The 26,221-nt window shown below is 41.7% G+C and carries 24 protein-coding genes; 16 read left to right on the plus strand and 8 right to left on the minus strand.

What is annotated here, in order from left to right:
* Nucleotides 1-3 precede the first annotated feature (3 nt).
* Nucleotides 4-3,711, plus strand: coding sequence for a S8 family serine peptidase (locus tag E2H97_RS15645; protein WP_133407998.1), 3,708 nt, complete (start codon nt 4-6; stop codon nt 3,709-3,711).
* Nucleotides 3,712-4,035: 324 nt separating this feature from the next.
* A complete protein-coding gene (locus E2H97_RS15650; RefSeq protein ID WP_170308325.1) occupies nt 4,036-6,054 on the plus strand; it encodes a winged helix-turn-helix domain-containing protein in 2,019 nt (672 codons plus the stop codon).
* Here the strand turns inward: E2H97_RS15650 and E2H97_RS15655 are convergent, their stop codons facing one another.
* Together E2H97_RS15655 and E2H97_RS15660 are read right to left on the minus strand one after the other, a co-directional pair.
* Nucleotides 6,055-6,471, minus strand: coding sequence for a GNAT family N-acetyltransferase (locus E2H97_RS15655; protein WP_133408000.1), 417 nt, complete (start codon nt 6,469-6,471; stop codon nt 6,055-6,057).
* Between the two features lie 65 nt (nt 6,472-6,536).
* Entirely contained in the window at nt 6,537-7,628 is a 1,092-nt protein-coding gene (locus tag E2H97_RS15660) for a branched-chain amino acid aminotransferase (RefSeq protein WP_133408001.1), read from the minus strand.
* Nucleotides 7,629-7,878: 250 nt separating this feature from the next.
* Here E2H97_RS15660 and E2H97_RS15665 point away from each other — a divergent pair, with 250 nt between their 5' ends.
* Complete coding sequence (locus E2H97_RS15665; RefSeq protein ID WP_133408002.1) at nt 7,879-8,229, plus strand: hypothetical protein; 351 nt, start codon at nt 7,879-7,881, stop codon at nt 8,227-8,229.
* Between the two features lie 16 nt (nt 8,230-8,245).
* Here E2H97_RS15665 and E2H97_RS15670 read toward each other — a convergent pair whose 3' ends face one another.
* Nucleotides 8,246-9,112: a hypothetical protein gene (locus E2H97_RS15670; RefSeq protein WP_133408003.1), complete on the minus strand. Its 867-nt coding sequence runs from the start codon at nt 9,110-9,112 to the stop codon at nt 8,246-8,248.
* Between the two features lie 98 nt (nt 9,113-9,210).
* On the opposite strand from E2H97_RS15670, the gene E2H97_RS15675 reads away from it, so the two are divergent.
* The 6 genes from E2H97_RS15675 (at nt 9,211) to E2H97_RS15700 (ending at nt 12,984) form a co-directional block, all read left to right on the plus strand.
* Nucleotides 9,211-9,822: a hypothetical protein gene (locus tag E2H97_RS15675; RefSeq protein WP_170308326.1), complete on the plus strand. Its 612-nt coding sequence runs from the start codon at nt 9,211-9,213 to the stop codon at nt 9,820-9,822.
* Between the two features lie 78 nt (nt 9,823-9,900).
* The gene (locus E2H97_RS15680; RefSeq protein ID WP_246029016.1) at nt 9,901-10,245 is read left to right on the plus strand and encodes a DUF3630 family protein; all 345 of its coding nucleotides are present in this window, start codon (nt 9,901-9,903) and stop codon (nt 10,243-10,245) included.
* Nucleotides 10,235-11,275 (plus strand): serine/threonine protein kinase, encoded by a 1,041-nt coding sequence (locus E2H97_RS15685; protein ID WP_133408005.1) that lies wholly within the window; start codon nt 10,235-10,237, stop codon nt 11,273-11,275. The genes E2H97_RS15680 and E2H97_RS15685 overlap by 11 nt, the downstream gene beginning before the upstream one ends.
* Nucleotides 11,276-11,366: 91 nt before the next feature.
* Entirely contained in the window at nt 11,367-11,978 is a 612-nt protein-coding gene (locus tag E2H97_RS15690) for a thiol:disulfide interchange protein DsbA/DsbL (RefSeq protein WP_133408006.1), read from the plus strand.
* A gap of 77 nt (nt 11,979-12,055) precedes the next feature.
* Nucleotides 12,056-12,649, plus strand: coding sequence for a thiol:disulfide interchange protein DsbA/DsbL (locus E2H97_RS15695; RefSeq protein ID WP_133408007.1), 594 nt, complete (start codon nt 12,056-12,058; stop codon nt 12,647-12,649).
* A gap of 122 nt (nt 12,650-12,771) precedes the next feature.
* Nucleotides 12,772-12,984 carry a DUF1107 family protein gene (locus E2H97_RS15700; RefSeq protein ID WP_133408008.1) on the plus strand — a complete coding sequence of 71 codons (213 nt, stop codon included), beginning with the start codon at nt 12,772-12,774 and terminating at the stop codon, nt 12,982-12,984.
* Between the two features lie 58 nt (nt 12,985-13,042).
* Here E2H97_RS15700 and E2H97_RS15705 read toward each other — a convergent pair whose 3' ends face one another.
* Complete coding sequence (locus tag E2H97_RS15705) at nt 13,043-13,249, minus strand: cell division protein ZapB (protein ID WP_133408009.1); 207 nt, start codon at nt 13,247-13,249, stop codon at nt 13,043-13,045.
* A gap of 428 nt (nt 13,250-13,677) precedes the next feature.
* On the opposite strand from E2H97_RS15705, the gene E2H97_RS15710 reads away from it, so the two are divergent.
* The 3 genes from E2H97_RS15710 to aroQ are packed head-to-tail and all read left to right on the plus strand — an operon-like array spanning nt 13,678 to nt 16,089.
* Nucleotides 13,678-15,168: a Na+/H+ antiporter NhaC family protein gene (locus E2H97_RS15710; RefSeq protein WP_133408010.1), complete on the plus strand. Its 1,491-nt coding sequence runs from the start codon at nt 13,678-13,680 to the stop codon at nt 15,166-15,168.
* Nucleotides 15,169-15,184: 16 nt separating this feature from the next.
* A complete protein-coding gene (gene arfB / locus E2H97_RS15715; protein ID WP_133408011.1) occupies nt 15,185-15,601 on the plus strand; it encodes an alternative ribosome rescue aminoacyl-tRNA hydrolase ArfB in 417 nt (138 codons plus the stop codon).
* Between the two features lie 53 nt (nt 15,602-15,654).
* The gene (gene aroQ, locus E2H97_RS15720; protein ID WP_133408012.1) at nt 15,655-16,089 is read left to right on the plus strand and encodes a type II 3-dehydroquinate dehydratase; all 435 of its coding nucleotides are present in this window, start codon (nt 15,655-15,657) and stop codon (nt 16,087-16,089) included.
* Here aroQ and E2H97_RS15725 read toward each other — a convergent pair.
* The 3 genes from E2H97_RS15725 to E2H97_RS15735 all read right to left on the minus strand — a co-directional run bounded on the left by E2H97_RS15725 (nt 16,086) and on the right by E2H97_RS15735 (nt 18,097).
* Nucleotides 16,086-17,126, minus strand: a complete 1,041-nt coding sequence (locus tag E2H97_RS15725) for an MJ1255/VC2487 family glycosyltransferase (RefSeq protein ID WP_133408013.1) — start codon at nt 17,124-17,126, stop codon at nt 16,086-16,088. The two genes, aroQ and E2H97_RS15725, sit on opposite strands and share 4 nt — an antisense overlap.
* A gap of 15 nt (nt 17,127-17,141) precedes the next feature.
* On the minus strand, nt 17,142-17,657 hold the full coding sequence (locus tag E2H97_RS15730) for a phosphatase PAP2 family protein (RefSeq protein ID WP_133408014.1): 516 nt from the start codon (nt 17,655-17,657) through the stop codon (nt 17,142-17,144).
* 188 nt (nt 17,658-17,845) lie between these two features.
* The gene (locus tag E2H97_RS15735; RefSeq protein ID WP_133408015.1) at nt 17,846-18,097 is read right to left on the minus strand and encodes a YgjV family protein; all 252 of its coding nucleotides are present in this window, start codon (nt 18,095-18,097) and stop codon (nt 17,846-17,848) included.
* Nucleotides 18,098-18,527: 430 nt separating this feature from the next.
* Between E2H97_RS15735 and rraA the strand changes: the two genes are divergently transcribed.
* Nucleotides 18,528-19,013 carry a ribonuclease E activity regulator RraA gene (gene rraA / locus E2H97_RS15740; RefSeq protein ID WP_133408016.1) on the plus strand — a complete coding sequence of 162 codons (486 nt, stop codon included), beginning with the start codon at nt 18,528-18,530 and terminating at the stop codon, nt 19,011-19,013.
* A 47-nt stretch (nt 19,014-19,060) separates the two neighbouring features.
* Here rraA and glnE read toward each other — a convergent pair whose 3' ends face one another.
* Nucleotides 19,061-21,922, minus strand: coding sequence for a bifunctional [glutamate--ammonia ligase]-adenylyl-L-tyrosine phosphorylase/[glutamate--ammonia-ligase] adenylyltransferase (glnE, locus tag E2H97_RS15745; RefSeq protein ID WP_246029017.1), 2,862 nt, complete (start codon nt 21,920-21,922; stop codon nt 19,061-19,063).
* A gap of 340 nt (nt 21,923-22,262) precedes the next feature.
* On the opposite strand from glnE, the gene E2H97_RS15750 reads away from it, so the two are divergent.
* The 3 genes from E2H97_RS15750 to E2H97_RS15760 all read left to right on the plus strand — a co-directional run bounded on the left by E2H97_RS15750 (nt 22,263) and on the right by E2H97_RS15760 (nt 26,159).
* A complete protein-coding gene (locus tag E2H97_RS15750; protein ID WP_133408017.1) occupies nt 22,263-23,213 on the plus strand; it encodes a hypothetical protein in 951 nt (316 codons plus the stop codon).
* An 89-nt stretch (nt 23,214-23,302) separates the two neighbouring features.
* Entirely contained in the window at nt 23,303-24,202 is a 900-nt protein-coding gene (locus tag E2H97_RS15755; RefSeq protein ID WP_133408018.1) for a DUF350 domain-containing protein, read from the plus strand.
* A 226-nt stretch (nt 24,203-24,428) separates the two neighbouring features.
* Nucleotides 24,429-26,159, plus strand: a complete 1,731-nt coding sequence (locus E2H97_RS15760) for a polyamine aminopropyltransferase (RefSeq protein WP_133408019.1) — start codon at nt 24,429-24,431, stop codon at nt 26,157-26,159.
* The last annotated feature ends 62 nt before the right edge of the window (nt 26,160-26,221 follow it).

Raw genomic sequence — 26,221 nt, forward strand, 5'->3', positions numbered from 1 at the left:
AATATGTCATTTAAAATAAATAAACTTGCTGCTTGTATTGCCATGGCTGCTGTCATTCCAGCCTCAGCAATAAATGCTCAAGTCACTGATATCCAAACTCCTTATGCCGCGGGGCAAACTGCGGAACAAACTCAGGTAATTTATGTCTATCTGTCAGACCTCGGTTCTCTGTCTAAAGCAACAATCAAGAATAAACAGCGTTTAGATAACGAACTACTCAAAATAAAAAGCACTCAACAACGTGTTATAGCTGACATTAAAGCCATAGATGGAAATATAGAGGTAATATCATCAACTCGGTTATTTGGTAACTTTATCACCATTAAAGCTGATGTTTCTTTAGCTGAGAAAATCAAACAAGTTGCAGGTGTTAAGCACATTTCTGTAGAAACAAAGCCAATCTCTATGCCAGTTAATGCCATGGCATCAATCAGCTCGACTGCACAAAATGACGCAATTTCGATCCCCCCGTTATCAGCTGAAGCCAATGCAGGAAGCGGGGTAAAGGTCGCGATTATCGGTACAGGTGTTGACTACACCCATAAATCCTTAGGTGGAGTTGGTACACCAGAAGCCTATGCTGATGCCATGGCCAATGCGACAGCACCTTTTGACGGTTTCCCAACTGACGTAGTCGTTGGCGGCCTAGATTTAAGCAGTGAAAACCATGGTTTAGATTTAAACCCTATTGATCAAAACATCCGCTGCGTACGTGACTATGATAAAGCCACACACAACACGGGGTTTGGTACTCGTCTAGCCAGTGCTGTTCACGCATTAGCACCTGGAGCAAAACTGACCGCTTATAAAACTTCCAATGTGGCTATGCCAAACCCTGACACCTGCCGCTTATCCGCTGAAAATACAGATAAATTTGTTCAAGCGATCGAACGTGCCGTTGATCCTAAAGGCGATGGTAGTTTTGAAGGTCGTGCCGATATTATTGTGATTGATGCCTATGGTAATTCAGGGTTTTACAGTAGTAACGACGAAGGCATTTCTGCACCAATTGTCGAAACCTACGCGATTGAAATGGCTTCCGCTTTAGGCTCATTGGTGGTTGTAAACGCGGGGAGTTTTGGCGACAAGTTTGATAGTCATTACAACTTAGCATGGCGTGCCGCTGCTCCAAGTGCTTTGACAGTTGGTGGAATGACAAAAGATGCAAAAGGCACACTTAAAGTCACCAAAAAAACACCATATGGGCCTGTGCGAGGTTCAAACCACTACACCAAGCCCGACATGGTTTCCTATGCAGAGCAAATTGACGTTGCTGTTGTTGGCACTCAAGACAAAGTGGAAAAAAGTTCCGACACGGTCATGGGCGCTGCTCGTATCGCGGCAGCCGCAGCCATCGTAAAATCTAAGCGTCCAGATCTGTCAATGACAGAAGTTAAAGCGCTGCTTATGAATACCGCCAACAAGCAAATTCAAGATCTGAATGGCAAGCAAGCCGAATTAACCTTAGTTGGTAGTGGCACAGAAAACCTAGCTGATGCTTTAACTTCTCCTTCTGTTGTTTGGGAAAAAGGGACTTATCAACCTAGTCTGAATTTCGGTTTCCAAGAAGGTCTTTCAACTCAGCGCTTCGTTAAGCAAGTTCAAATTAAAAACCTGTCAGACAAGACGGTTACTTATAACGTTAGCGTTGATAATGACGGAAAAGATGGTAAAAGCGCTCTTACTTGGGAGTTACCAACAAGTGTAAGTGTACCCGCGGGACAAACTGTCGTTTTCCCTGCCGTTCTCAATATCGACTTTACTAAATTGCAAAACTGGCCTTTGAATAACACTGCGGGCTTTACTGCTGATAATTGGGCCAAAATTGAATTAACTGGCCACATTCAGCTCAAAGCAGATGGAAAACCGACCTTATCAATGAACTGGATGGCCAAGCCTCGCTCTGCCACAAAAATTAGCCGTGATTTCACTACACTGGAATCAATACATGAAGTAAAAGGCATCGAGCACCCATTTGGCCCATTTGCAGGAGCTTACAAACAGAGTTTCTCCAATGACAGCGCAACCGATACAACTTTTGCCGTATTCCCTTTAATGTTTCATGCGGACTCAAAACCTAAAGGCAAGCAACGCTCACGCGGGAACTTTTTCTCAGATATCGGAGCAGGAGTTTATGAAGAAGCTCAATGTACTTCAGGTAAAAAATTGGCGATAGCGACTCGCTTTTTTGCCCCAAACGACGCTGGCATTGCCAATCACTTTGACAAAATTGGTCCTTGGCTAACGTCATGGACCATTTTCCAAGAAGAGTACGTTGTAGCCAATAAATACAATGAAAAAGTCGTCTTCCCTCCAAACCCATCTGATGACGACACCGTAATGAATGGTTTTGTCGAACCCGATGAGAATCTTCAGCCTGTGGCTTGGTATATTGATTTATCCATGGAATTTGACCGCTCTAAACCACGCGCTAGATACAAAAAGTCAAAGCTACCAACATACATCAGTGCTCATGGCCAAAACATTGTCGCACAGTACTGTTTAGAAGAACTTTATCATGGCGACAAAGTAAACAGTGTTGAATCATTTGACAAAAACCACGGTTGGATTTTTGCCACCGATCGTGACGCGCAAAATGATCTTGGTAAACCAATGATCCAATTCAACCCGCTGAAATACGGTAAGACTGAGGCGCAAGGCGGCCCGGGTGGCGGCATCGGCTTACCTGGCCCAGGCTTACCCGGTCCTGGACTTCCCGGCCCTGGTTTACCAGGACCTGGACTGCCTGGTCCAGCACCTGAGAAGAACTTAGGTGGCTTGCCATTATTTAGCAAAGCAGTACAAGAGGGAGAGGCGGCTACATACAGTAATATGATTACGCTTGGAGCAAACGAAACGGCTTCTTTAACCGCTATCAGCGATTGTGCATTGGCAGGTGGATTAGGACCTATTGTTGGCTGTCAAAACCCAGGTATGCTCATCATGAGTCTAAATGACAACTGGGCGATGCAATCTCCAATGGATACGGCAGGTTACTCCCCTATTCCGAGCCCTAAAGATGGTCAACAACACAGAATCAATGAAGATGCTAAAATAGGCGATGTCGTAGGCAATGTCGAGTTAGACTCTGAAGGGTTTTTCTCTCATGCCAGATTTGATGCACCTTCATACCCGTATCAACTCACCCAAGTGAATGGAATTGCAGGTGAACCATTTAAAGTGAGTGCTAAAGGTGTTATTACGGTTAATAACCCAGATGCCATTGATTATGACCAAGGCAATAAACACTTTGAGCTCGAAGTACTGGCCAAAAAAGGAAATACCTATTCATCGACGTCTAAAGTGTACATTGATATCAACCCCGTTAACGATATTGCACCCATTATCGAAAAACCGTTTGAAGCAGTAACCCTTGATGCAAATGAAAATATCGAAATAAATGCGGCTAAGCATATCACTGATGCCGAAGGTGATACCTTGATGTTTAAAGCTGAAGGGTTACCAGATGGGATCAGCATCGATGCCGATACAGGTATGATCACAGGCAAAACATCAAGTGCTGGAAATCATAATGTTACAATCACAGCTGAGGATGGTGAACACAAAGTCCAAGCTAAGTTAACGATTACGGTCAATGCACAGAAAGCACCACAACCACCCAAAAAGAAAAGTAGCGGTAGCCTTGGCTTCAGTTTACTTGCCTTATTGGGGGTATTCGGAGCAACTCGCCGCCGTTCTATGCTTAAGTAACTGGCCAATTAAGGCTTAACTGTTGAAAAGAGCATCGCTTCGGTGCTCTTTTTGTATATCATATCCAGTTTAATCTGCTGTGAATTGACTTGTTTTAGCTGTTACTGCTATAGAAGTTATAGCAAAAGAAGAAAACACACTACTTATTCACTTTAACCTTATAAAAATACTCTGTTTTTTTTATGGCTATTGGTGAATCACCTACTCGCGGTCTATGATGATGAACCTTCCACATTTGATATGTAAGAGGCAATAACTCGAATAATGATCGCCCTACCATTCCAAAAATTTCAGATTGGTGACTGTGTTATAGACTGCAATGATATGTCGGTCACTTATCTTGAACAAAGCCAATCTCTGCCTGCTAAAGTTTTCGAATTTTTAAAGCTGCTAGTCACTCACGCCCAACATACGGTCTCAAAAGAGCAAGCCATTGAATGTGTGTGGGATAACAATACTGAAGTTGGGAAGCGTGGTGTCGGCAATGCGATTTGGCAATTAAGGAAAACGTGGACAGAACTCGGTTTAGATCCAGATGATTACTTCAAAACCGTACCTAAAGTAGGTTATCAGTTAATCCTGCCTGTTGCTGAGGTAAAAGGTAATTTTAATCCATTAACAGCCCACTCCTCATATTCAGCTACGCTTAAAGCCACTTTAATTTCAGCCATTATCATTTTAATTGGACTGTTTTCGTTTTGGCACTTCAATCAAAAAGACGCAACGAATACCAATATCAAAGCCAAAAAAATTACCCATTTTGAAGGTGTAGAAGAACAAGCCGCAATCTCGCCGGATGGCAAACGAATGGCATTTTTGTGGCAAAGAGACCGCAAACAATCACAAATTTACATAAAAGATCTCATTGACGCTCATGCACCACTTAGGCAAGTGTCAATGTCATCTTTTTCAGAACTAAGTCCGACTTGGTCACCAGATAGTCAATCATTAGCCTACCTGCAAATACAAGATAATGATGTCTGCTCTGTACGAATAAGAGATTTAATTTCTAACCAAGATACACAGATTGATACGGGTTGTTCAAAATTTGGCTATCGACGAAATTTATCTTGGTCCCCCGATGGCAATAAACTTGCCTATGTGAAATCGGTGGATGCTCAAAAGGCCATTTTTATTTATGACTTTAGTTCAAAACTGGTTAAGCAAATATCATCACCAAACAGCGAAATACACGACGTACTCATTCAGTGGTCATCTAACTCAGAACAACTGCTGTACGTAAGAGAACATGAAATGAGTGCAGAGTTAGTTTTACATGACTTGGCAAACTCGACAGAACAAGCCCTACCCTATGTTAGGGATATGATTATTGGATTAGCTTGGCAGTTTCAATCGAATCAATTATTTATTACCGCGCTTAAAGAGGGAAACTTTGTGATTGAAACCCTCAACCTTGACGACTTTGAAGTCTCTGAATTTCACAAAGACACCACTATCAGTAGCTTAACGGTCAACGCTCAGGGTTCAAAGCTCTATTACTCTAATCATATTGGACAAGAGTACATCACCAGAAGAGATATGGTCAGTGGTGAAATTCAGTCTCAAGTCATCTCATCAGCAAGAGATTTATTTGGTCAATACATTGCCGCAACCAACGAGATACTTTATGTTTCAAACCGCAACGGAAACTGGGAGCTGTGGAGTAAAAAAGACGGGTTAAACACTAAGATAACCGATGAAATAGGTGTTGTAAGCTTGCCCTCGGTTTCAGCTCAAGGGCTGTTCGCGGTACTGATCAAACCAAAGGGTCAAATCAATTACCAACTGTACTTTGGCGATAGAAACAAAAACACCCTTGAACTATTACCTGAATTTGTTGGTAAACATATCAAATATCCTTCCTTTACCTCAGACGGAAGCAGCATCACTTATTCGCGCCAAGTTGGCGATAAATGGGAAATTCAGCAATACAATTTAGAGGATAAATCAGTCACGTCTTTACATCAAGCAAATGCTCGATACACAGTAAAGTCCGATAATGGACTCTATTTCACCAAAGAGAACCAATCTGGTCTTTTTTACCTTGATTTAATCTCCCACAAAGAAACAAAATTGATTTCTGATTTAGATAAAAGTGATTGGGGCAACTTTTTTGTGGAACAAAACACGGTGTACTTTGTTACCCGAACTAGAGAGCAAGATATAGTAAAACAGCGAGATAGAAACGGGCGGCTTAAAACACTGTTTAGCTTACCCGCCAAAAGCATCCGAACAGGGCGTGCACTCGCAAAAGGAAAACAAGGACAGGTGATAGTCAGTATGCTTGGAATTAATGATGCCGATATTTATGAAGTCGATCTAACAGCACATTTGAAACCGTAATCAACCATAAATCTTCTTAAAAAAATATCTATCATGCTTATCAGTGATACCAGAGGCTATCCCTGTTACTTCAAATCCCAACCCTTGATAAAAATCTGGAGCTTGAACCGCTAAGGTATCCACTTGAGCCATAACACAACCTCGGTTTATGGCTTCAGTTTCGGCCAGTTCCATTAATCGACGTCCAATACCTTGTCCTCTTGCGATTTCATCGACCCACAGTACTTCGATGAAAAAGGTCTGGTATATGGTTCGTCCTGCAACACCACCTATGACAGCTTGATTATCGTCTCGTAATACTACAGAGAGCGGCTTAGAAACTTCACCCGCAAGCTTTTGCTTGTTGTACTCACGCACACCTGAAACGAGAGCATCGTAGGTATTAGTGTCATGTTCATGAATGACATCGATCTTCATGTCGTTTTCCTTGTCATTAAAAAAAGTGGGCATCAGCCCACTTTTCAAGTCATCGATTGATGTTGTTATTTATGGTGTCTTTCAACTTTACGCAACCACCCTTCTGGTGCTTCGCGTAATCCGTTTTGAATATCGGTATAGACCTGATAAATGCGTTTTATGTGTGGGCCTACGTTACCGTCTCCAACAATCACTTCACGTCCATCTTCAAATACATAAGAACCCACAGGAGAAACCACGGCAGCAGTACCAAAGCCTCCCGCTTCAATGATGTCACCGGACTCAATGTCAGCGATGAAATCTTCAAGCAAAATGGTTTCTTGTCTCACTTCACATTCAAGTACATCACCAAGCGCCAAGATTGATTCAGAGGTGATCGATTTTAAGATGGTGTCGGTAAACTCAGGAATAACAATAGTGCCGTCTTTACGAACGTGAAAATGATTCATTGCCCCCACTTCTTCAAGCTTGGTGTTGGTTGAATCTAGATACAATACTTGCGCTGCTCCATGCTCAGCTGCGGATTGAGTCGCACGCAATGAGGCAGCATAGTTACCCGCTGCTTTAGAGGCACCAGTACCACCAGATACCGCGCGGTGATAGGTTTTGCTGATCAACAAGCGTAGCGCATTATTAAAGCCGTTTGCGTAATAAGCACCACTTGGGCTTAACATGACACAGAAGGTATATTTGCTACTGATCCCTAAAGATAAACGATCTTCTGTGGCGAAAATAAACGGACGGATATAAAAGCAGGCACCGTCTTGTTGCGGGAACCATAAACGCTCTACATCAATAAGCGCATGTACCGCTTGTTCTTGAATACTTTCATCCAAATTAGGAATACAAACAATGTCACCTGAACGGTTCAATCGCTTGGCATTTTTATCGATACGGTAAGTGTAAATTTCACCATCTTGATGCTGAAATGCTTTTGCACCTTCAAAAATAGATTGACCGTAATGAATGCACATGGCACCCGGCATCATTTCCATCGCTCCGTAAGGAACAATGCGTGCATTACTCCACTCACCATTTTCATAATCCATCAAGAACATATGATCGGTTCTAAGCACACCAAAACCTACGTTTTCTTCAGGAGTAAAAGGTGTGGAACGTCGCTCAGATTCTGGTTTTAATTGATAATCTATTTTCATTTTACTTAGGGTATCTACTCAAAAACTATAGGGATTGAAAGCAGACTAGAAATCTGTGTGAACAAAGTCAAGAAAACCCTCAATTTCGTCACTAAAACAAGTCGGGATTTTTATTCAATATCTTTACAGTGGACAGTGAGCGTTTGTCCTTTAGTCGCCACACTTATCAGCTCTCACCGTTTCAATGTGAACTACACTTCAGTATGGATACAGTTGCCATTCGTTATTATCAGCCAAAAAAGGAGCCACTATGAAATACACACTGGTTTTACTTCTAGCACTATGCGTACCTACACTTACTCAGGCTCAAACTAAAGATCAGCAAATCGAGCAGCTCAAACAAAAAGTCAAAAGCTTAAAGCATCAGCTACGAAAACTAAAACAAGGCCTAAACCAACCGACTGATTCTACGCAAACTCTCAATATTAATCGCAATGCCAACCGCACTCAGTGGGGTTGCTATTTAGATGATGTCAAAGCAGGCAACTTTTACGGAACAGGCAGTACTGAAGCTGAAGCAAGAGGAAAAGCGTTGCAAAAATGCAGTGCTAAGGGTGGTGCTTGTTTTGATATTGATGTGAAATGCAGCCAGTCGAATTAGAGGGCTTATAGCTTCTCTAATCCTTATCCCTTATTACCGAAGTAATATAATCATGCTCCTCCTCATTTAATATGGGGGATTGTTGCGTTTGTGGATAGGGAGATGGGCTCCGCTCTGTATGTATGTGTATCAATTGCTGTAATCGATATAAAGTGAGTAAATACAAAGAAAGTAGCCAAGTAAAATGCATAATGACTTCTACAGTGTTCTCTAGCTTCCAGTTTAACAATTGAACGAATACTAATCCCGGAATGGCCAATAACCAATTCACGAAAATAAAACCCGTAACGACATATAACCAATGACAAGTTTGATTCGCGCTAAGAGAAGTCTGAGTTTTTTGTAACTGATATTTATAACCGCCCAGTAACCGATACATAAGTACCAAATACACCCCAACTTGAATAAAAAGTAAGATGGGCAGAGTTTCAGACACCCTTTCTATCCCCGTAAACCACACAATAGTCTTAGGATTCTGGAATGAATGAGTGACAATACTGGGATCAACAACATAGGCCATTAATACGAAAATAACGATGATACAAGCTGAAATTAAGTGAGGGTTCTTGCGCTCTCTCGCACTTTGTTCTGGATATAAACTAACAATATAATATTGATAACAAAGTGGAAGGATAAATAAACTCACACTCGCAGTGACAACTCCCACAAACGTTCGCCAAGGCTCAGTGAGTACTTCTCCTAACACCCCATCAGCAAAAAATAAGCATAATATGACGAATATCGCACTTAACATCATTAACTGACTTGTTGGCTTTCGCCAACCGCTTCCCAAAAACATCAAGCTCAGCAGTAAACAATGCAATCCCGCGAGCAGCGATAGCCACCAATAAGCTTGTTCAATGAATGGGAGTGTTAAGGTCACTGTTGGCTCCTAGGTGATCCCGTGGCTCATGTGTTTAAATTCTGTACTTTTAAAGGTTTTCAGTATTACTATTACATCCAAAAGGAGTAGCTTCCCTCATGGAGACAACAATAATGCTGGCAAAACTAAGTGTAGTCATATTTCTTGTGGCTTTAGGAATTTATTTATATTCACGAAACAAGAGTACACCTTCAGCCCAACCGACTTCAGACGTAGAAACAAACTCTGAGCTTGACGTAGAAATTAAGGTCGCTCCCAGCACTGAAGAAACTGCACCTCCTGAAACAGAAACTCCGCCGAAAATACATATTGAACTTGATTGGGCCAATGAGACATTAAAATCAGCCGTGAGTGAATGGCAAAGCGCTCAAGATCCTGAGCAGCAGCTTTTATACTTAAATCAAGCGATCACCGAATGTTATAAACAGCGGAAGTCTCGGCAATATTGTATTTATGGGCAATCCGTTCATCATTCTTTTTTAGCTCTCATCCAATCACAAGTCGATTCGTTTTCAGACAAACAAGCAAAACACGCAGGGGTAAGCTTTATGCAGCTGGCAAGCTTATCTCAAGAATCAGGTCATTATGAGCAAGCCATCTCACTTTGCGAGCAAGCACTAACATACAAGCTAACCGATGGAACGATTACGGGCTTTGAAGGGCGCATCACTCGTATTAAACGAGCACAAGAAAAAAGCAACGCTGAATAAGCTTTGAAAGTTGCATCTTCAAGTATCACTAGTATGAGTATAAACTAGGGGCAATAACCAATCATTTTGGGATATGTTGTGCCCCATCCTCTTAAAATTTATCAACTTACACTCGATAAACCCAACTTGTGTTTACACTTTCGCTCAGAGATCGACTTCGAACACTTTGACTCGTTCGCAACTGAATTTTGCAACGCCATCGACAGCCGAGTGATACAAAAGCACTGGGGAGCTGATCGCCATCAATGGCAACTCGATTTTGAAGGTTGCTTACTCAATCTTAATTACGAGTTTTATTCTGACAGTTGCTGGCTTAGTATTGAACTTGATAAAGACTTGGATACTTTGATTTATTTAAAGCAATTATTGGATCATTTGGTTCTACCCGCTGCACCAGCTCTGGAGGCTAACAATGGTGAATGATACAGTACCACAGCCCAATCATGACGATGGTGAACGCTATCCCGTGGGAGCCGAATTTCATTATCAATCTCTCACTCCAGATCATATTTTAGATGCCATTGAAAGCATCGGTATCTATCCAGAAAGTGGCTTACTTGCTCTGAACAGTTATGAAAACCGCGTCTATCAGTTTCGCTGCGATCAAGGTGAAAAGTATGTGGTCAAGTTCTACCGCCCAGAACGTTGGAGTAAAGCCCAGATCCTCGAAGAGCACGAATTCTCTTACGAACTTGATGATGCGGAAGTACCATTAGCCTTCCCTTTAACCATCAATGGCAATACCTTACACCACTATCAAGGTTTTGACTTTGCCTTATTTAAATCCATTGGCGGAAGAGGCTTTGAAGTCGACAACTTAGAGCAGCTCGAAATGGTCGGGCATTTTATCGGCCGTTTACATCAATGCAGTCGCCGTAGTCAGTTCCAACATCGCCCAGGTTGCAGCCCAGAACTGCTTGGAGTTGAACCAATACAATGGCTGGCTCAATCCGGTCATATTCCTGACTCGCTTCAAGAAGCGTTTTTTACCATTGCTCATCAAGTTCTCGATACGACCAATGAGATTTGGCAAAGTGTGCCGACGAAACACATTCGTTTGCATGGTGATTTACATCCAAGCAATATTCTGTGGACGCCTGACGGCCCAGGCTTTGTTGATTTAGATGATGCCCGCAGTGGCCCAGCGGTACAAGATCTGTGGATGATGCTCACTGGCGATCGCCAACAAAAAACCATGCAGCTTGATATCTTACTGGAAGCCTACGGAGAGTTCAGTGATTTTGACATGAAAGAGCTCAAACTTATTGAACCACTTCGAGCCCTTAGAATGTTGAACTATAACGCCTGGATAAGCCGCCGTTGGGACGACCCAGCTTTCCCGATGCACTTTCCTTGGTTTAACACTCATAAGTATTGGGAAGGACAAATCTTAGCCTTTAAAGAGCAACTGGCCGCATTAAATGAAGCTCCACTGACTCTAACACCCTATTAATTTGTAACAAATTACGCATAATGATTGAATACAGGGTACATCCATATTATGTTTGTACCTCTTATATAGATGTTTGTTTATAGGTAAAAAAATGAAAAAGTTTCTATTAGTAGCGGCTGCATTACTGATGTTCCCGCTATTATCGCAAGCGGCACAATATAAAGAAGGCGTTCACTACAGCGTCATTAAAGGTCAACAAGAAACAGATAAACCAGAAATCACTGAGTACTTCTCATTTTTCTGCCCTCACTGTTATCAATTTTCACTGAATGTACTTCCTAAGCTTGAAAAAGGACTGCCTGCTGGCGTGACCTTTAAACAAAGCCACGTTGACTTTATTGGTGGCAAAATGGGTGAAGAACTTAGCCGTGCTTTTGCCGTAGCCGACCAATTAGGCGTACTAAAGAAAATGGAAAAAACCCTGTTCAGAGCAATCCATGTTCAACGTCAACGTTTAACCAGTCGTGATGATGTACGTAAGATTTTCATTGCTAATGGGGTTTCGGGTAAGGATTTCGACTCTGCAATCAACTCTTTCATGGTTAACGCTAAAGTCTCTCAAATGCGTCGTGCAGCACAAGATGCTCAAATCAATGGCGTACCAGATTTGGTTGTTAATGGTGTCTACAAAGTTGAAAAAGGCGCGATTAAATCTTGGGATGAATACTTAGCCATCGCTTTTTGGTTAGCGAAAAATAAGTAATTTTTAAAAGAATTATCTGGGGAGCTTCGGCTCCCTTTTTAATGAGTTAAAAAGCAGAATATAAGGACATAATTCGAATGAAAAAGCTGATTGTAATACTGACGATGATACTCTCATTTTCAAGCCTAGCTGCCGACTTTACACAAGGCACCCACTACACCAAAGTAGATAACCCTGCACCAACGTCAAAACCCACAGTGACAGAGTATTTTTCATTTTATTGTGGTCACTGTTATCGCTGGTCTAAAACCGTGGTTCCACAAATAAAAAAAACATTGCCTTCTTCAGTGGATTTTAGACAAGTTCATACCTATGCCGATCCAGTCACCGAACAGCTGAGTAAAACTTTCGTCCTATCTGAGCAACTCGGAAATGCACCTCGAATTGAAGCCGCCATTTTTGATGCCATTCACAAACAAAAGCGCCGACCAACCACAAAGGCAGAAGTAAAAAGTTTAGTGTTGGACTCTGGGCTTAATGCGCAAGACTACGCCCAAACCAACTCCTTTATGGTTTCAGCTCAAGTAAGAAAACACGGAAAAGAACTAAAGCAATTTGATATTCAAGCCATACCAACACTGATTGTGAATGGGCAATACAAAGTTAATTTGCAATCCATAAAATCTGAGCAAGAATTATTGGCGTTAGTAAAATATTTGACCACAATTTGACATCAAATATTCACAATAAAAAGCGAAACTTTTTCCGCCGCTACAGGTCTATATATGCGTGACCCGTTTTCAACGTGACACAACAAGTATTCTAAAGACATGAATGTCGTGAGGTTTCAGAAATGAGAAGATTTCCTATTTATGCGCCTAAGCTAATCGCTAAACACGTTCGTATTTTTGTTAAAGGCGTCATCTGGGTAAAAGATTTAGGAGTGATTTACTTTGATGGTGGAAAACTGGTTATTCCAAGATGGTGCCGCCCAAAAGTCAAACAAGCCATCACCGAGATGAATGAACTTATATTGGCTGACAAGCAGTCTGTTCAGGCTTGCTAAGTATTTTAATTGAATTATATCGATGCCTTAATTTCCACCAAGGCATCGATTGGATATATTAAGCGTCAATATCTTCGTTTAATAAGCCAACTAAACCGCTCACTTTATCATTCCACGAATTCAGTTCAGTTTGTAACTGCTCGACCTTAGCCGTCAGTTCAGCATTTTTTTGCTTTTCTTCATCAAGCTCCATTTTTTGCAGCTCAATAGTTTCTACAGTGGCTTTAATTTTCGCTTCCAGTTGTGACAATAATTCTAAGCTCATGGAACTCTCTTCAATAACTAAATGATGATGCAATTTTATCAGTGGTAATGGTTAATTGAGAAGCGTTTTCCATAACAATTAGAAACTTTTCTTAGCAATGTTAGATAATTGTCAGTAACCTAATACCAATTACAGTAATTAAATGCTCAACTCAGAGCTGTGTATGCGGTCAAAGGGCAATCGAAATTGATGCAGACATAGTTACTCTACGTCAAAGCAATTTTGAGCAGGAATTTGACCGCATACAAGCTCCCAAAGGGCAAGGCTAAAGGTTTCCATTACTGCATTACAAGCTCTTGAATTATCCCGATAGTACTTCGAGCTTGCGCTTTGTACTGAAAATCTTTAGCTCTTGCTGAGTAAGAGATTAATTACTGTAGTTGGTATAAGATAACTCCTAACCTTTCAATCAAGTTTCTGACCTCAATATGACCACTCCGTTTCTTGCGCTTTTACCATTATTTTTAACCCTCATTTTGGCATTAACAGTAAGAAATACCCTACTTGCACTGGGAGTCGGTATTGTCAGTGGAAGCTTGATCCTCAATCAGTTTTCTTTAGGGGCTTCCATAGAACATTTAAGCCATTTATTCATTGAGCAATTTTACCAACAAGGTCAATGGCAAGCTTGGCATCTCAACGTACTAGCAACCATGATATTACTTGGGATCATGACCAAGCTGCTTTCAAGAAGTCACGCCGTCGATGAGTTTAGTCACTGGCTTCACAATCGAATTCGAACACCAAGGCAAGCCAGATTAGGCATGGTATTTTTAGGCTGGTTTGTATTTATTGATGGTTTGTTTAGCTGCCTAGCGGTCGGAAACATTTGCCAGCCGCTATCAAAAAAATACGGCGTTAAACCAGAGCAACTGGCTTATTTTGTTGACTCGAATGCTTCTCCAGTTACCTCTCTAATACCATTTTCCAGTTGGGGACCTTATGTAATTGCCATCTTGGCAAGCATGACATTTTTATCCGGTTCAGCCTTCAGTAACTTTGTCGACATCGCGCAAATGAATTTTTACGCTATCAGCACCTTGTTTATTTCTGTATTAGTAGCGTGGTTTGGGGTTGGTTTTGGTGCAACGCCCAACGAGGGAGTAGTGGTTCAGCTTAACTCAGACAAACAAGGTTCTCCATGGCTATTACTTCTACCTATTTTGATCTTACTTATCGGTTCACTTGCTCTCATGCTACTTTCAGGGGCAATAGCAACAAACAGCATGGAAATAGATCTGTGGCTAGCCCATGCTGATATTGGCAGCAGTATGAGAAACGCGAGTTTATTTGCTGTACTGATCACCTTGTTACTTCTCAAAACCAGTGGTCGCAGCTTCGACGCCTTACTCAAGGATACTTGGATAGGGTTAAACACCATGACATTTGCTTGCAGTATTTTGCTGTTCACTTGGCTAATTGGGACTATTGTCAAAGAGCTCTCTATTGCAGCCATCCTAGCTGATTGGGCTCAGCAACATTTATCCAATCAGTTTTTATTAAGTGGATTATTTGTTTTGTGTGCCACCATGGCCTTTGCTACAGGATCAAGTTGGGGCACCTTCGCCATTATGTTGCCCATTGGTGGGGAAATCGCTCACATCATTGATCCTCAACTCTTGTTACCCGCCCTCAGTGCCGTCATGGCCGGCTCAGTCTTTGGCGATCATTGTTCCCCGATATCAGACACCAGTGTACTCAGTGCTACCAGCAGCGGCTGCACACCTCGTCAGCATGTGGTGACTCAACTGCCATTTGCTTTTGCTGGTGCCTTTTCTACATTGATAGGATTTCAACTACTTAATTGGTCATTAGGGTATACTATTTCGCTTTCTGCCGTTGTTTGCATCTGTATGGCTTTGCTCTTCACTATGCAAAAATTTAAACAGCGTAACGCACACAAAATCGCTGCTCACTAATTAAAGAAAACCACCTATGATACAAATCTCAACCCGAGTCCACATTCCTGAATCTGAAATAGAATGGCAGTTTGTTCGTGCCAGCGGTGCGGGCGGTCAACACGTTAACAAGGTTTCGACAGCGGCGGTTTTGATCTTTGATATCAAGGCTTCTAGCCTACCTGACTATTACCGACAAAGGTTACTGTCTAAAGCTGACCATCGTATAACCAAAAGCGGTAAGATTATCATTAAGGCACAATCGACTCGAAGCCAAGATGATAATCGTCAGCAAGCATTAGCCATGTTTATTGAGCTAATAAAATCCGTCACCTTAGTCCAGAAAAAACGTATTGCCACAAAGCCAACAAGATCGAGTCAAACCAAACGAATGGATAAAAAGAAGCAGCGCGGTCAAACCAAAAGTTTGCGCAGTAAGAAAATTCCTTTGTGATTTGTGGAGTTACCGATTAACCTGTAATGATAAATGGATGAGAGTGTTAAACAATGACTAAAGTGCTATTGGTAAATGGCCCCAACTTAAATTTGTTAGGTCGACGCGAACCTGAGGTGTATGGCTCAGAAACCCTTGAGCAAACTGTACAGTCTCTGCAAAAGCAAGCCGCACAGTTATCCATTACGCTTGATCATATTCAATCTAACGCTGAACATGAGTTGATAGATGCGATTCATCAAACGAAAGCTGAACTGATCATCATCAACCCTGCCGCTTTCACTCATACTTCTGTCGCCCTCAGAGATGCACTGCTTGGCGTAAATATTCCCTTTATCGAAATTCATTTGTCTAACATTCACAGCCGTGAACCCTTTAGGCAGCACTCGTATTTTTCAGATAAAGCCATCGGAGTCATTTGCGGTTTTGGTAGTCAAGGTTACACAATGGCACTGCATGCTGCGGCCGCACGATTAGCAACAGCCTAACGCCAACTGTCAGGTAAAGTAACCTGTTGCCACAATTGTTTAGACAGTACTTCTTGGTTATCCCAATCTCCCTGTTGTAACCAATCAACTAACGCATCGGCGACTTGAGGGTATTCAATCGGTTGAGGATTGGCTTTTTTCAGCCAGCGACTAAGAATCTGTGGATCCAACGTCATCATTGCATCGGCTGCGGCCAATAACTCTAATGCGGCTACGTTACAGTGCTGTTCAAACTGACCTAGCAAGGGTTTAACTAAGATTTTTTTGCCTAAGGTGAGTGCCTCACTCACCAATTCAAAGCCTGCATTACAGATCACGCCGCCACAACTGGCTAAGTGACGCTTAAATCCGAGCCGATCAAAACCATGCCATGTAATATGACTCGGCAACTCTTGTTCAATGCTGTCTTTGTGATATACCAAAAACTGATAACCGTTATATGGTTTAAGCAATTCTATAATATCGCCTGGTGACTCAAACGGCAGGTAAACTAAGATTTGATGGGGAAACTCACCGTCCACCTCTGTCACATCCACAAAGGGCGGTAAGATCGGGAAACCGAAGTGATGCCAGTGACAGCCTAAAGCGACATCAACGGGAGCAAAATATTTCAGCATTAAATCGCTAAACCATTGAGTACCTGATTTAGGCACAGCGTGTAATAACGCGGCTTGATGACTAATCCCTATGGCTGGCACGCCTTGGTTTTTAGCCGCCCAAGCAGTAACAGGCTCATAATCATTTAACACCACATCATAATTGGTCAAATCGATACTTTCGATGTCTTGCAGTATTGAACGAGACATATTTTGTTTTATGGTTTTGCCAATTTGTAATTTCCCTGCAGCACTTGAAAATGTCATGCCTTTCAAGCACCGAAAATCGCCAAATTCGTCCATGTTAAAAAACTGCTCACGAGGACGCCCTGAAAACAGATAATCAACGTGTAAACCATGCTCTTGCAACGCAGATGCCATTACTCTAGCACGGCTCAGATGCCCATTACCTGTGCCTTGTACTCCATACAAAATACGCATGAAAACCCTTGCTGGTTAACTAATATAATTTAACGCTAGCATTACTGAACCAGAACCAAGCAATGCACCTGCAATGATATCGGTCGGATAATGAACCATTAATGCCACTCTCGACAAACCAATTAACAATGCCCATACAAGCAAAACAGCACCCAATATAGGTAAAACAAAACACGTTGCCGTTGCCATAACGGTAGCAGCTGCAGTATGCCCCGAAGGTAAGCTGAATTTATCTGATGGCTCAAAGCCTAGCTCTATTCCTTGAAAACAATAACAAGGTCGAGTTCGGCGAATGCTGTTTTTTAATAGTACATAGAGAGGTAACTCAATAGCAAAGCTGGTGAGCAGAAGATTAAATAACTGCTGCCCCTTTGAATGAAACAACAGTAACATTACCGCCAGTAACACATAATAATGACCATCACCCGATGCCGAAATCCGTTTGGCGACAGTTTGAAGCTGATATCGCTTGACAGTATCAGCTACGGAGTAGAAACCTCGGACATCAAATCGACTGATCATTTTTAGCATTGACAGAAACAAAACTCTAAACAAGTACCAATGCTGTAAAAGTAGACAAGGTGTATGACTGTTAGGTTACTTTTAGACGAATGTTTTATGACAAATGATGAACAAAAGTTCATCTATGGGGAAAGAAAAACAAGAAAGAAAAAACAAAGGGCTCTCAAATGAATCAAAAGCCCATAAAATGCATATGATTAAGCTTTAGCAGTTTCAGCCGCTTTGCTTTCCATATACATTTTGGTGAGGTAGTACACGTTAATACAAGCAATAAACGCATTCATACCAGCCACTGGCCACGCTTCAATCAAGGCACCATAAGTAGAAAATAATGCGCAGCCAACAAAGTTAAGGCATCTTAGTTTAACAATGTCCTTCATCATTAAAGAAATCGCTACCATGACAGATGCCATGTAACCTAAAATCTCAACCCAGTTTAATCCTTCCATCAGTAACCTCTATGTTACGTCAAGCGCGCCGTTTCAGTGAGCACATCGACGTATTGTTTATAATATGAAATAGTTTGTTTTATATATACTATCAAAGGAAGGAACATCTTCGAAACAGAAAAGGTTAAATAGATGACATAGCTCATACTTTGTGAACACATTGTTATCTCAACGACAGTTTTTGATGATTATTTAATCTAAAAAAAGTAAATAATGTGATCTCGCAACAGCTTTAGACCAATAATTTGCGGTAAATCAAAGAGCTATCAAGCTTACAAACTTTACTATCAGAATAAAGATATACTTGAAACACAGAAGCTTAGAATGACTTTCTATCCTGACTCTGATTTTTGAGTTTTCTATCTGTGCAGCAAATGCTATAACTCATTACAGTAAATTTAAAACATCGTGACTCTTCAGGAGCATTAATATGGAATACAACACTTCAGAACTTTGTGATATGTATTTGGACGTCGTTGACGTTGTGGAACCCATGTTCAGTAACTTTGGAGGCTGTAGTTCATTTGGTGGCTCTATCGTTACCATTAAATGTTTTGAAGACAATGGGTTGATCAACACCACGCTTGCAGAAGACGGAACTGGACAAGTTCTGTTAATCGACGGTGGTGGCTCTCTACGCCGAGCCCTTATTGACGCTAAAATGGCGGAATTAGCCGTTGAAAATAAATGGGAAGGGATCATCGTTTTTGGTGCTGTGCGTGATGTCGATAACCTAGAAGAATTAGATATTGGGATACAAGCACTTGCTCCTATTCCCATTGGTGCAGACGATATGGGACACGGTGAAAGCGATCTACCTGTAAACTTTGGCGGAGTCACCTTTTTACCGGGCGATCACATTTATGCCGATAACACTGGTATTATTTTATCCCCAGAGCCATTAGATATTGAATAACCAGCCATCGAATAATGAAGGGGTAATGGTATTGCCCCTTTATTTTGTTAGACCTGCTTCAAAATCCGCTCGTAGCACGATGTAACATGCTTGACATATTGTTCTATTTCTTTAGATAACATCACTTTGGTACTAAGCCCTACTAAAGCGCAATGATGACTGATCTTTCTATAATATTGATAAGCTTCTAATAACCGCGTTACGTCTTCTTTTGACAATAGATCAAGTTTTATTAGCGTCTTTAATACTCGTAGATTATCTGAATATTTCGCTAACCTAGGATATTGATCAGAATAAGCCAATACCCAGTATTGGGTCATAAACTCAATATCGACAATGCCACCACGAGAGTGTTTTAAGTCAAATTGTTCATCCGTAACCGATAACAAATGCGCCATCATTTTTTCACGCATGGCATCAATTTCGGTTTTTAATAACCCTTGATCTCTAGGCTGAGTGAGTACCGATTGTCGATGTCGCTCAAACTGCTCATAAAGTTCATCATTACCATCAATCATTCTTGCTCTAACCAGCGCTTGTTGCTCCCAAGTTTTGGCTTGATGTTGATATTCACCAAAGCGTTCAATTTCACTCACCAATAACCCTGAAGCTCCTGATGGTCTCAATCTCATATCCACTTCATACAGTTCACCGGAGCTGGTACGAGTTGCAAACAAGTGAATGATTTTTTGAGCGAGCTTGGCATAAAAGCGCGTGCTTTCTATCTGTTTTTCCCCATTAGTCAAACTGGCTTTGTCTTGGCAATTATGTAAAAAAACCAAATCCAAGTCAGAGCCATAACCAAGCTCCCTGCCACCTAACTTACCGTATCCCACCACGGCAAAACCTGTTTGATTAGCACTAAGGTGCTCTGGGCAACCGTGACGTTTTTCTGTTTGATGCCAAGCGTATTGCACAACTTGCTTTATTAACGTTTCAGCTAGGCGAGTCAAGTGTTCACTAACAGCATCTACATCTAACAACCCCGTAATATCTGCAGCGGCAATTCGTAGCTGATGCGATAACTTAAACTGCCTTAACGTCTCCATTTGTAGTTCTAAATCATCTTCTGGAATACGTAAGCAATATTGCCTTAGTTCATGTTGATAATCTTCAAGCTTGGTAATTTGATACAACTGAGCGGGATCAATCAACTCATCCAGTAACATTGGAAACTTGGCTAATTGCTCACCAATCCAAGGACTAGCCTGACAAAGTAGAATTAATTGTTTTCTTGCACCGGGGTTTTCACACAATAACTCTAAATAAGTGGTACGCCCTAACACTCGATTCAATACTAATGCGATCGCAGCAAAGGCATTGGCTGACTTGGGATGTTGGCATAATTCAGAGATGAGATACCCCATCAGTTTATCAAGTGCATCTCTGCCTTTTGGACCTATTGGTTTCTTTAAGATATCAGCTCGCCATGAAAACAGCTTTTCCAGCAATTCATTAGCATCTACGCCTTGCGCTTGGGCAAGGTGTTGAGCAACCTCTAAGTCTTGCTCGTGCCAAATTTGCTCAGCCCAGTCGCAACTGTCATCTTCTTGTTGATCTTCGCCGACACATACCTGAAATTGCTGATTTATGTTCTCCATGTGTTCGTGGATTTTTTGTTGTAATGCTTGCGGGCTTGGCTCATTCATCGCCCATGTTAATCGCTGCCAATCCAATTCATTATCAGGCAAGGTCTGAGTCTGCTGATCATCAATGGCTTGAAGTAAGTTCTCAACTCTCCTGAGATATAAATAACCCTTTTTCAACTCCACTTTGTCATTAAAGCCGATATAACCGTGGTGAAAGATATTGTCTAAGGCCAATAAGATATTTTGCTTACGTAGGTCGGCTTGGCGTCCACCGTGAATTAACTGAAAATTTTGTACAACAAATTCGGCTTCGCGGATCCCACCAGCACCTAGCTTAATATTGTTATCCAGCTGCCGACGCCTTACCTCCTGAGCAATCATTCGCTTCATTTTCCGTAATGACTCAATGGCGGTATAATCAATATATCTGCGATATTTGAATGGTCTGAGTAATTCTTTTAGCTCTTGTTTTTGCGAACAAAAAGGTCCTAACACTCGGGCTTTGATCATGGCGTAGCGTTCCCACTCCCGACCTTGATCCTGATAATAGTGTTCAAGGGCACTGTAACTACAAACTAAGGGGCCACTTTCGCCATAAGGACGCAAGCGCATATCAACCCGATAAGCAAAGCCATCAATGGTCACTTGATCTAATAAAGCAATCAGCTTTTGCCCCATACGAGTAAAAAACTCTTGGTTATCTCTTGGCTTACGACCGCCTACCGTTTCACCCGCTTCTGGGTAAGCAAAAATCAGATCAATATCGGAAGAAAAGTTAAGTTCTCCCCCACCCAGTTTTCCCATTCCCATGATCATTAATGGCTGTGGCTCACCTTGTGCGTTGCATGGCACACCATAAAGGTCACATAAATTTTGATATAGCCAATCTCTGGTGGCGATGATAGTGGCTTCAGCTAACTTGGATAAATCAAAAAGAGATTGCTCTGTTGTGGCAAAGCCTAAAAAATCTCGCCAAGCGATTGTCACCATCTGCCTTTGCCTGAACAGTCGAATAATGTGTTTCGCCTCATTGTCATTGCTAACCGTTTCTAATTGTCGCAATAATCGAGAACGATAGAATTCACTGAGAGTGTCTACCGTCAGCTCTTCAAAAACATTAGTGATCCACTGAGGATGACGGAGAAATTGTCGACTGACAAAGTCACTCAATCCAATAATTTGCATCAATTGTTGCTGCTGTTCATCATTAAGCTGCTGATGTAAGTCAGGGAAACTATCACGCAACTTTTGCATGTTTTTCAATGCGATTTGTTGAACATCTTGGCTAAAGGGCTTGTGAGTCGGCTTATCCATAGTCATAATCGTTTGCAATGGGCAGTATGTTAGACATATTATGTCAAAATGCTATATCGTTGAGATAATTATTGGCAAGTATACCAAGTAGATGGAAGCGAGATCGTTTTATCTTAAAGTTATACTAAAGTACCTGTCGATAAGTTCTTTGAAAATTATTACCGACATATAAAACTGTCGTTATTACATTTGTGTTCAGGTTTAGTGCAATGAAGGGCGCATAGCCGTAGCTATGTAACCGAAATTGCAACGACGTAGAGTGCTGAAACTGAGCACAAGAAAATCTTAAGAAACTTATAGTCAGGTACTTATTTGTCATCGACTTTAATTTTTTATGGGAGTGCATATGGCAGGAATGCTACGCCAAGCCATATTACTGATGAGCGTTGGACTGAGTTTGCTGCTATTAAGCGGTTGTGGTGACGAACGACCCGAGCAAATTCAACAGTATCAACAATTAACCGAAAAACGCTTAACCAGTTTGGCGCAGGATTTGAGTAATGGACAGTTGAGAAATGCTCAATTACTCAAACAATATGCCAGTATCTTTGCTCAGAAACATCCGCAATACTCACAGTTGATGGATTTGCTAGCCAAGGATGCCACAGATCAAGGTCCAATCTTTCAAGGGCTGCAACGTCGATTAGCTGATTCTAAAGTTGCTTCGAACTTCATTAATCTTGATGCGCAATTAGCCGAAGTTGAAAACTTGTACCAAGCCGCCGATCCAACTTTATATAACGACATGCTGTCAGATCCAGTCAACGTGATTGCCGATATGTCTAAGGGTACGCTTGCCCGAGTTAATTCGATTAGCCGTCAAGCCGATTTAATGGCAAATAACGCCGAAGACTTTGGTGCCGGTAGTCAGTTGGTGGGTAATCCGAGTTATGGTCACTGGCAAACAGGCAATAATGGCATCTCGTTTTGGGAATGGTACGGCATGTACGCCCTATTCACTAACCTAGCCTCGCCACCTCGTTACGATTCTTGGTCTCGTCATCGTGGTTACAGCTATTATGGCGATGTCGGACGCTATCGTTATACGTCACCAAAACAATTTAAAAAACAGCAAACAGTATTTAATAAAACAGAGCAAAAGTTTCGACGTCAGGGTAAAACCTTTAATAGTCCCTACGCCAAAACACGAACTGGCTCTACAAGTTTGAGTCGAGCAAGCCAAGTGAGCGCATCGACAAAAACGGCCAAGAGTAAATTTCGCTCTAATTATTCTAAAAGCAGTAACTTTAGAAACTCATCGACAAGAACATCAAGGGGCATCCGTCGCGGGAAATAACCCCGAATGTCGATGCTAACTGGAAGAATTACTAAACCCAGTTGAGCAAGCCTTTTATGATTAGCTTGCACTGGAATTAAGGAACTATCATGTCACTATTAGCGGACTTCGGCTTAAGCCAAGAATTATTGATCATCTTAATGATCGATATCGCCATTGCCACTTTGCTTCTTACCTTGATGCGCTTCATTTTGGGTTGGAGTGCAAAGGTCGATACCCAAAATGAACTGGCAGAAAAAGACAATTTTGCCTTTGGGATCAGTACTGCAGGTGCCATTGCTGCACTTGGTATTGTGTTAACTGGTGCGGTTACGGGTGAAGCAGCTAACAGCTATGCTAATGAGGCCATTGGCTTAACCAGTTATGGTATTGCAGGCATAATTTTGATCAAACTGGGTCGTTTCATTCACGATAAAATTGCCCTGAATCAATTCAAAAAAACAGAGCAAATTCTCTCGGGTAATTTATCCGTTGCCATTGTGGATGCAGGTTCTGTGATAGCTACAGCCATTATCATTCGTGCCACTTTGATATGGGTTGAAGATATCTCTCTTAATACCTTTATTGCCATTTTCAGTAGCTTTTTAGTCTCTCAATTAATGCTTGTTTTACTCACTCGTATTAGAGAACAAGGCTATCAAAAGCGTAATCAAGGACAGACCTTTCAGAATGCACTTCTGCAAGGTAACACGGCTTTAGCACTTCGCCATGCGGGATATCTGATTGCAATGGGATTAAGCTTCAATGCCGCCAGCCACTTTATTCAATATGTACCTGACGCTTATGTCAGTAACATGCTAGCTTGGTTAGTGTTTTCCATCATCATGCTAGTAGTATTGTCGGTTCTTCAGTTAATCGTTAAAGCGGCAGTATTGGCAAAAATTGATCGCAAAACTGAAGTTGAAGTGCAGCATAATGTCGGCTTAGCCGCCATTGAAGTCGCCATTAGTTTTTCGATAGCTCTGATCCTAACGGCACTGATGGCTTAACGAACGCGATCTATTTCTTATGTGTGAATTATGCCAATACAAGGATATAGACATTTAGGGGCAATAGTGTAATAAGACAACCGTCCGTGACAGGATGTCACGGTCGTCAGCACATGGATGTGCGCTTCTGTTGACGTTTACACTATTGTTCCTTATCAACTCAAAAACAATTCATAAAGGGTAAATATTACCTTCTGAGATATTTACATTTTCAAAGAGATTTACGATGAGCATCGCAACCCAACCACCGACATCTTCACGTTCTTTAAACAAATGGGACGATGCCTTATTACTCATCACAATGGCGCTATTAGCTGGCTGCGGATTGATCTATGAGTACCTACTTTCACATTATGCAGGCCGAGTATTAGGTGCGCTTGAGGCTGCCATCTATACCATGATTGGCATTATGATTGTGTCCATGGGACTAGGAGCATTTGCCGCTCGTAAAATCCGCTGTGCCTTTACCGGTTTTGCAGTACTGGAATTAATCGTCGCCATTTGTGGTGCCAGCGCCATTATGATCACCGCCGCCATCATTGGATTTACGGCGGAATTTCCCGAATACCTGTCACAAACGTTTGCACTCCCCCCTGACACTTTGCCTGATGGTGGAGTCATGCAACAACTGCAAACCGCCAGTAAATACTTACCTTATTTTTGGGGGACTTTGCTTGGCCTGATGATAGGTATGGAGATACCGCTAATCGCCCGTGTTCGCCAAGCCCTGTCTGACGAACACCTGCTTCACAATGCTGGAACCATTTATGGTGCTGATTACATTGGTGCAGGTATTGGCGCGGCAATTTGGGTCAGTGTGATGCTGGCGATGGATATCGAACTCGCGGCAACTCTTACCGCCAGTGTTAACTTGTTAGCTGGCTTTGTGTTTCTATTTCGATTTCGTACAAGGATCAGACATTTTTCTTGGCTATTATCAGGGCATTTTTTAGCTTCAATTCTGCTGCTGATGTTGGCGTATTTTGGCCCTGATTGGCAGCAAGGCTTTAATAACCTACTTTACAAAGATAAAGTGGTGTACGCCAAGTCTACCCGTTTTCAGCAACTCACCTTTACACAGCGATTGCGTGGCAGTGGTTTACCTGCTGTAGACTCTTTGTATATCAATGGTCGTTTACAATTCTCCAGCGAAGATGAACATATCTACCATGCTTTTTTAGTACACCCAACAATGGCCGCCAGTGCCCGTCACGATAAGGTACTGATCATCGGTGGTGGTGATGGTTTAGCATTAAAACAAGTTTTTAAGTGGCATCCCAAACAGGTTGTTTTAATGGATTTAGATGAAGGGCTAATCGACACATTTTCTGGAAAAGATCCTAAGATGCCTGAATTTTTAAATCGAAAACTCTTGGCACTGAATGGTGATTCGTTAAACGATTCTAGAGTGAAGATTAAATTTAACGATGCTTTTAATGGCGTCGATGACTTGATCAAAGGTAAACAAAAATTCGACGTCATTATTGTCGACTTACCCGATCCGAGTCATCCCGATCTCAACAAGTTGTATTCTGATATTTTCTACTTAAAGTTAAAACAGCTCTTAAGTGGTGATGGCGCTATTACAATTCAATCTACGTCTCCATATCATGCCAAGAATGCCTTTATCTCTGTAGGCAAAACGTTACAAATGGCAGGATTCAAAGTAGAACAATACCACCATAATGTACCGAGTTTTGGCGAGTGGGGATGGACTATCGGCACCGTTATGGGTAAAGATGCGTTATCTCGATTACAAAGTGTTCAACATTTCCCTATTAATGAACATTGGCTCACGCCTGCTTTAACTCGGGCAGCGTTTGAGTTCCCAGGGAATTTTTATGATGATCAAAAAAATGTAAAGGCTAACGTGCTAGGTTCACTTCAGCTCTACCGATATCACTTAGCAGCATGGAAGGACGAACAAGGAGTCGATCCTTCTATTGCTAGTAATTAACTCAAAAAAACTGCTTGACATATTATGTCTCAATGCTATTGTTGAAATCAAGACATATTATG

The sequence above is a fragment of the Parashewanella tropica genome, assembly GCF_004358445.1.
GTDB classification, from domain to species: Bacteria; Pseudomonadota; Gammaproteobacteria; order Enterobacterales; family Shewanellaceae; genus Parashewanella; species Parashewanella tropica.